This window comes from Neisseria wadsworthii 9715, assembly GCF_000227765.1.
In the GTDB taxonomy this organism is placed as follows: domain Bacteria; phylum Pseudomonadota; class Gammaproteobacteria; order Burkholderiales; family Neisseriaceae; genus Neisseria; species Neisseria wadsworthii.
The window spans coordinates 449,806-455,393 of sequence record NZ_JH165159.1 but is presented as its reverse complement, the minus strand read 5'-3'; the positions used below and the strand labels follow the sequence as shown (position 1 = coordinate 455,393).

The window sequence follows — 5,588 nt, the reverse complement described above, 5'->3', positions numbered from 1 at the left end:
AGTGGAACCGCAGCTATTATTCCGACCAAGACGGCACCGGCTGGCTCGGCGAGGGCTGGAGCGTACCCGGCAGCCAACGCATCATCCGCGATGCGGCGGGCTTGGCCTATATCGATGATCAGGGGCGACTGTTCCCATTACCGGAACTGGAAGAAGACGATGAAGAACCGGTGTTGTTCGAGAGCGAACAAATCTGGTTCAGCAAGAATTCAGACGGCCATTATGTGATTGCTTCGCTGGACGGTTCGGTGTCGTTGCGTTTTGCACCGTTGGCGGTATCGGAAGACGATCCGAACGGCGACAGTTGCAGCCTCTTGCCGCTGGTGGCGGTGGAAGATGCCAACAGCAACCATCAGCGGTTCGTTTATCATCCCATCACGGGGCTGCCGCAATACATTATCGACGGCAACGAGCGGGTGTTCTACTTACACTTCGGCAATGTCGCCGGTGCCGCCGCGCCCAAACTGCGCCTGTTGTCGGTATCGTTGCTCGATGCCCTGCCCGATGTCGGCGCAGCCGCGCAGGTCGGAGCGGCATTGGTGCGCTACGAATACGGCAACAGCGGCGATTTGCTGCGTGTGATCGGCCGCGACGGCGCGGTCAAACGCAGTTTCACTTATCAAAACAACCTGATGGTGTCGCACACCGATGCGGCGGGTTTGACCGCCTATTACGAATACAGCCATTACACCCCCACCGGCAAAGTGCTGCGCAATTGGACTTCGCTGGGTGAGGAATGGCGTTTCGCTTATCACGACGGCTACACCGAAGTAACCGATGTCTTAGGGCGCACCGAGCAATACCATTACGACGACAACAACGAGCTGACCAAACGGGTGTTCGCCGACGGCAGCACTGTATTGATGGAACGCGACAGCTTGGGCCGTCTGCTCAGCCATACCGACGCAATGGGGCGCGTTACCCGCTACCAATACAGCAACGAAGGCCAAATCGAGACCATCGTCCGCCCCGACGGCGCCATGCTGCATTTCGACTACGACGACAGCTACCGCCTGATCCGCAAAAGCGATGCCGAAGGAAACTACGACAGCTACACCTACGACGAAACCGGCAATCTGCTCACCCATACCGACCCGCTCAAACACACCACCCGCTTCGAGTATGCCGGCAACGGTTTGCTGTTGAGCGTTACCGACCCCAAAGGCAGCACCACCGAGTATCACTACGACCATAACAACCAGCCCGACCTGATTTCCGACTGCTCCGGCTACCAAACCAAACTGGCCTACACCCCCGAAGGGCAGTTGGCGCGCATCACCGATGCCTTAGGCCAGCACACCGAATACCATTACGACGCCAACCGAAACCTCACCCTCGCCCTCTACCCCGACGGCAGCAAAGAAACCTTCCGTTACGATGCCGCCGACCGCCTAACCGGCCATACCGACGGCGAAGGCCATACCACCGCATACGAATACGGCCAAGACGGTCTGCCGACGCAACGCACCAATGCGCTGGGCCACACCTTCGGCTACCACTACGACCAAGCAAGAAGGCTCATCGGCCTTACCAACGAAAACGGCGCCCGCTACCGCTTCGCCTACGACGTGCTCGACCGTTTGGTGGCCGAAAGCGGCTTCGACCGTAAACTGACCGCTTACCACTACAACGCCGGCAGCGAACTGGTGCAGCAGAGCGAATACGGCGACGATGCCTCCGTAGCCGCCAAACTGATGGCGCAATACGGCGGGCAACCCGTTAAAAGCACAGACAGAACACCGCTTTCAGACGGCCTTAAAGACAAAACCCCGCTCAGAATCACCGAGTTCCAACGCGACATCTTGGGCCGCCTGACCCAAACCCTTGCCCACGACAGCACAGGCAAGGTTCAGGAAACCGCCTATCATTACGACCCCAACGGCAACCTCGTCCGTGCCGCCAATGCACACAGCATCACCTGCTTCGACTACAACGCAGGAGGCCAACTCATCGGCCAGCACCACTGGAAGGTACCGACCCAAGAAGAGAATGCCCGAAACGGCCTGATAGCCACCGACTGGCGCGACCCGCAATACGATATGCTGTTCCAGCCGATCACCAACAGCATCCGTTACCATTACGACTTCAACGGCAACCGCACCGCCACCGTATTGCCCGACGGCAGACAAATCAACTATCTGTATTACGGCAGCGGCCACCTGCACCAAATCAACCTCGACGGCGAAGTCATCACGGACATCGAACGCGACAAACTGCACCGCGAAATCCAAAGGACACAGGGAGCCTTAACCAGCCGCTACGAACTGGACCCGCTAGGCCGTCTGAAAAAACAAATCGCCCAACTGGAAGCCTTAACCGAACCGAAAGGCAAAAGCAAAGTAGCGGCAGGTTACGGCCAAACCGCGGTCAAACGCAGCTACGGCTACGACAAAACCGGCAACCTGCTCCACAGCACCGACCAGAGGACGGGAACGACGCATTTCGAGTACGACAAACTGGGCAGAATCACCCGGGCGGGCGACGAACGGTTCGCCTTCGACCCCGCGCACAATATCCTTTCAGACAGGCATCGGGACAACGCAGTAAAAGATAACCGTCTTAAAGAATACAACGGCACCAGCTATTACTACGACGGCCTCGGTAACCTGATTCATAGAGAACTGCCAAACGGTGAAGTGCAAAACTATTTCTATGATTTGCACGACCAACTCATTAAGGTGGAAATCCAACGCAAAGATGTCGGCGGCAATTGGCGCAAAGAAACGTGGGTTTATAGCTACGACGCGTTGGGCAGACGGATAAGCAAAGGCCGTCTGAAAGAAAACGGAGATGCTGAACCCCTTTCAGACGGCGTGGAAAACAATGCCTGTCTGAAAATGCAGAGCGGCAAAGATATTTTAGACAGCGAAATTGCCTTCCTGTGGGACGGCAGCCACTTGTTACAGGAAACACATTCAGACGGCCTGTACACCTATATTTATACCGACCAAGATTCTTACGAACCGCTGGCGCAAATCCGTGATTGGACGAATGTAGAAGGCAAGAACCAACAGCAAACCAGCTATTTCCACTGCGACCAAATCGGCATTCCGCGCGAAATGACCGATAAAGACGGTAATTTGTTATGGTTCGGGGATTATTTCGGTTGGGGCAAACTCAAATCGGAAACCAATATTACAAATGCCCATCAGCCGTTCCGGCTTCAAAATCAATACTGTGATAAAGAAACGGGCTTGCATTACAACTTCTTCCGCTATTACGAATCGGACTGCGGTAGGTTTGTTAATCAGGATCCGATCAGGTTGTGGGGCGGGGATAATTTTTATCAGTTTGCTCCGAATTCTCAAAATTGGTTAGATCCTTGGGGTTGGAAACACCAGCCAAGAGATGCTAAAGGGCGGTTTATGAAAGCAACTGATAATGGAGAATCTCCTGGCAAAGATCATGAAAATCATATTTCAGATTGTTTGAGCATGAATCCAGATGTTAAAGTCCTAGGTTCACAGATAACTGTTGATACAGAAAAAGGAAAAAGGTTTATGGATTTTTTAATAGAAGTAGGAGGTAAGAAATTTCATGTTGAAGTCAAAAGTAACGGCGCATCACGGGATAGAATGCAACGAGAAAAAGATGAATTGATTGATAAAGGTCAAGGAACTATAACAGGAAAGAATGCTCCAGCTTCTTTAAAAGGTAAAAAAACGAAAGGCATTAAAACTAAAGTTTTAAATTCAAAATGTACTGAAAACTGTAAGGAAGCTGATAAATTCATAGCTTCTTTGTAAATAACTTTATATTGCAAAAGGTGTTGATATGGAAAAAACTAAACTAATTATGGAAGTTTTGTATTCAGAATATGGCTCTATTTTAGAGACTAATTGCTATAAGGCCAACAAGTTAAAGAATAAATATAAACTTAAGACGAAAGATAGTTTATCTGAAGTTAATTTTCTTTTTTCGCAACGCAGCGATATACTACATTTAGTATATTCATATACTAATTTAGAAGTGGAAAAATTACATAAAAAATCAGAAAATAAACTCCTTGCAAAGGAGGGTGAAAATGAGCTGAAGGTGCCACGCCCTAGTTTTATTATTACAGATTGGAAAAATATATTAACCCTGTATGGTTTAAACTATAAAAATCTAAATGGTTGGTTTTTTAAAGTTGAATCTATTGATGATTTAGAAAAGAAAATAAAAGATACATATTCCAAAGCAATTGAAATAATTATTGATTTAAACAAAAAACTTGAAACACCTGATGGGTTGCTAGGTATTTTATTTAAAAATAATGAATTAAATGAACATCTAGATGTGTATGATGCTATAAACATTTTAGCAACCAGTAAATCGATAAGTGAAGAACGTTTATTGAGTTCTTATTCCAAAATTACCTCTTGCATTCAGTATAAAAATATTACTAAGGATTCAAAATTAGAAATAGAAAAATATTTTAATGAGTTAATGACTATTGATGAATAGGTGTACTTTGCGCACAAATTTTATTTAAATTATTTGACATAATAACTATCACAAAGCCTGCCTGAAACCTAACATCTATCATCAAGCCCTCTGAAACATAAACCCTTTCAAACGGCCTTTTTTCCGCCACCGAGTTGGAAAGCGATTTTTGCCTCTATAAGCCTAAAACCGATTTTGTGATCAATGCGGTAGCCTACGCACCCGACGATCTGCCCGCCCGGCAATTTGCCGCTTCGGTCAGCATCGGCGATTACCGTAAAACCCTTGCCGTTACGGGAGAGCGCTATTGGATACGCGAAGCCGTGGGCTGGTCTGTCGGCGAACCCTCCCCTATCCTCTCCCTGCCCATCCGCTATGAATTTGCCTTCGGCGGGAGCGAAGTTGAAGACGACCACACAGGCTATCAGGAAAACGTCATCGGCATCGGCTATTATCCGAAATCTTTCCTGCAAAAAAACAGCTTCAAGCGGATGCTGAGAGCCCATCAGATTTACGATCCGGCCAAACCCGTGCGCGATCCTGCCGAAAAAGCCTCCCCCGAAGGCTTCGGTTTCATGCCGCGCTACTTCGCCCAACGCGCCAAACATACCGGCACCGCCGACACCCATTGGATTGAAAACCGCGCCCCGCTGCTGCCGGAAGATTTTTCTATGGCCTATTGGAACGGCGCGCATCCGTCGCTGCAACTGCCCCATCTGAAGCCCAACCATATTTATGAACTCGGTTTCACCGGCATGGTGCATTCCTTCCAAGCGCCCAACCAACATTTTACCGTCGAACTGCCGGTAGAAACCGTGTTCGTCCATGCCTATACCGCAGCCAATCAGTCTTTGTGTAAAGATATGGTGTTGGACACCGTGTTTGTGGATGTGGAAAAACGGCGGATTGACTGCAACTACCGAACCTCTTTTGCGGAAGAGTTGGAAATCGCTTCGTGCCAACTCAGGTTTATCGCGCGGCACGAACGGGGAGACCAAATCGCCGCCGCCCAAGCCTGCCGTGATTCGCAAACTGAATTTATCCCCATACCGCCGTCGTTAACGGCACCCGCATAAACCGATTGATTTCCTACCGCAAACCGCTTTAAGCAGATTACCGAAACAGGAGCATATTCATGGCCATCAACAAAATCGCCCGTAAAA

3 protein-coding genes are annotated in these 5,588 nt (G+C 49.5%); all 3 read left to right on the top strand.

All coding sequences use genetic code 11. From position 1 onward, the window contains the following. Window positions 1–3,746 (top strand): RHS repeat-associated core domain-containing protein (locus tag HMPREF9370_RS12425; protein ID WP_009115586.1); only part of this gene is annotated, 3,746 nt, incomplete at its 5' end. A 28-nt stretch (window positions 3,747–3,774) separates the two neighbouring features. After that, window positions 3,775–4,446, top strand: coding sequence for a hypothetical protein (locus HMPREF9370_RS01890; RefSeq protein WP_009115585.1), 672 nt, complete (start codon window positions 3,775–3,777; stop codon window positions 4,444–4,446). A 134-nt stretch (window positions 4,447–4,580) separates the two neighbouring features. Beyond that, window positions 4,581–5,501: a DUF2169 family type VI secretion system accessory protein gene (locus HMPREF9370_RS01885; RefSeq protein ID WP_009115583.1), complete on the top strand. Its 921-nt coding sequence runs from the start codon at window positions 4,581–4,583 to the stop codon at window positions 5,499–5,501. Window positions 5,502–5,588 lie beyond the last annotated feature (87 nt).

Coding starts and splice junctions, on each gene's coding strand:
- HMPREF9370_RS01890 (WP_009115585.1), top strand. CDS start 3,775: ATGGAAAAAACTAAACTAATTATGGAAGTTTTGTATTCAGAATATGGC.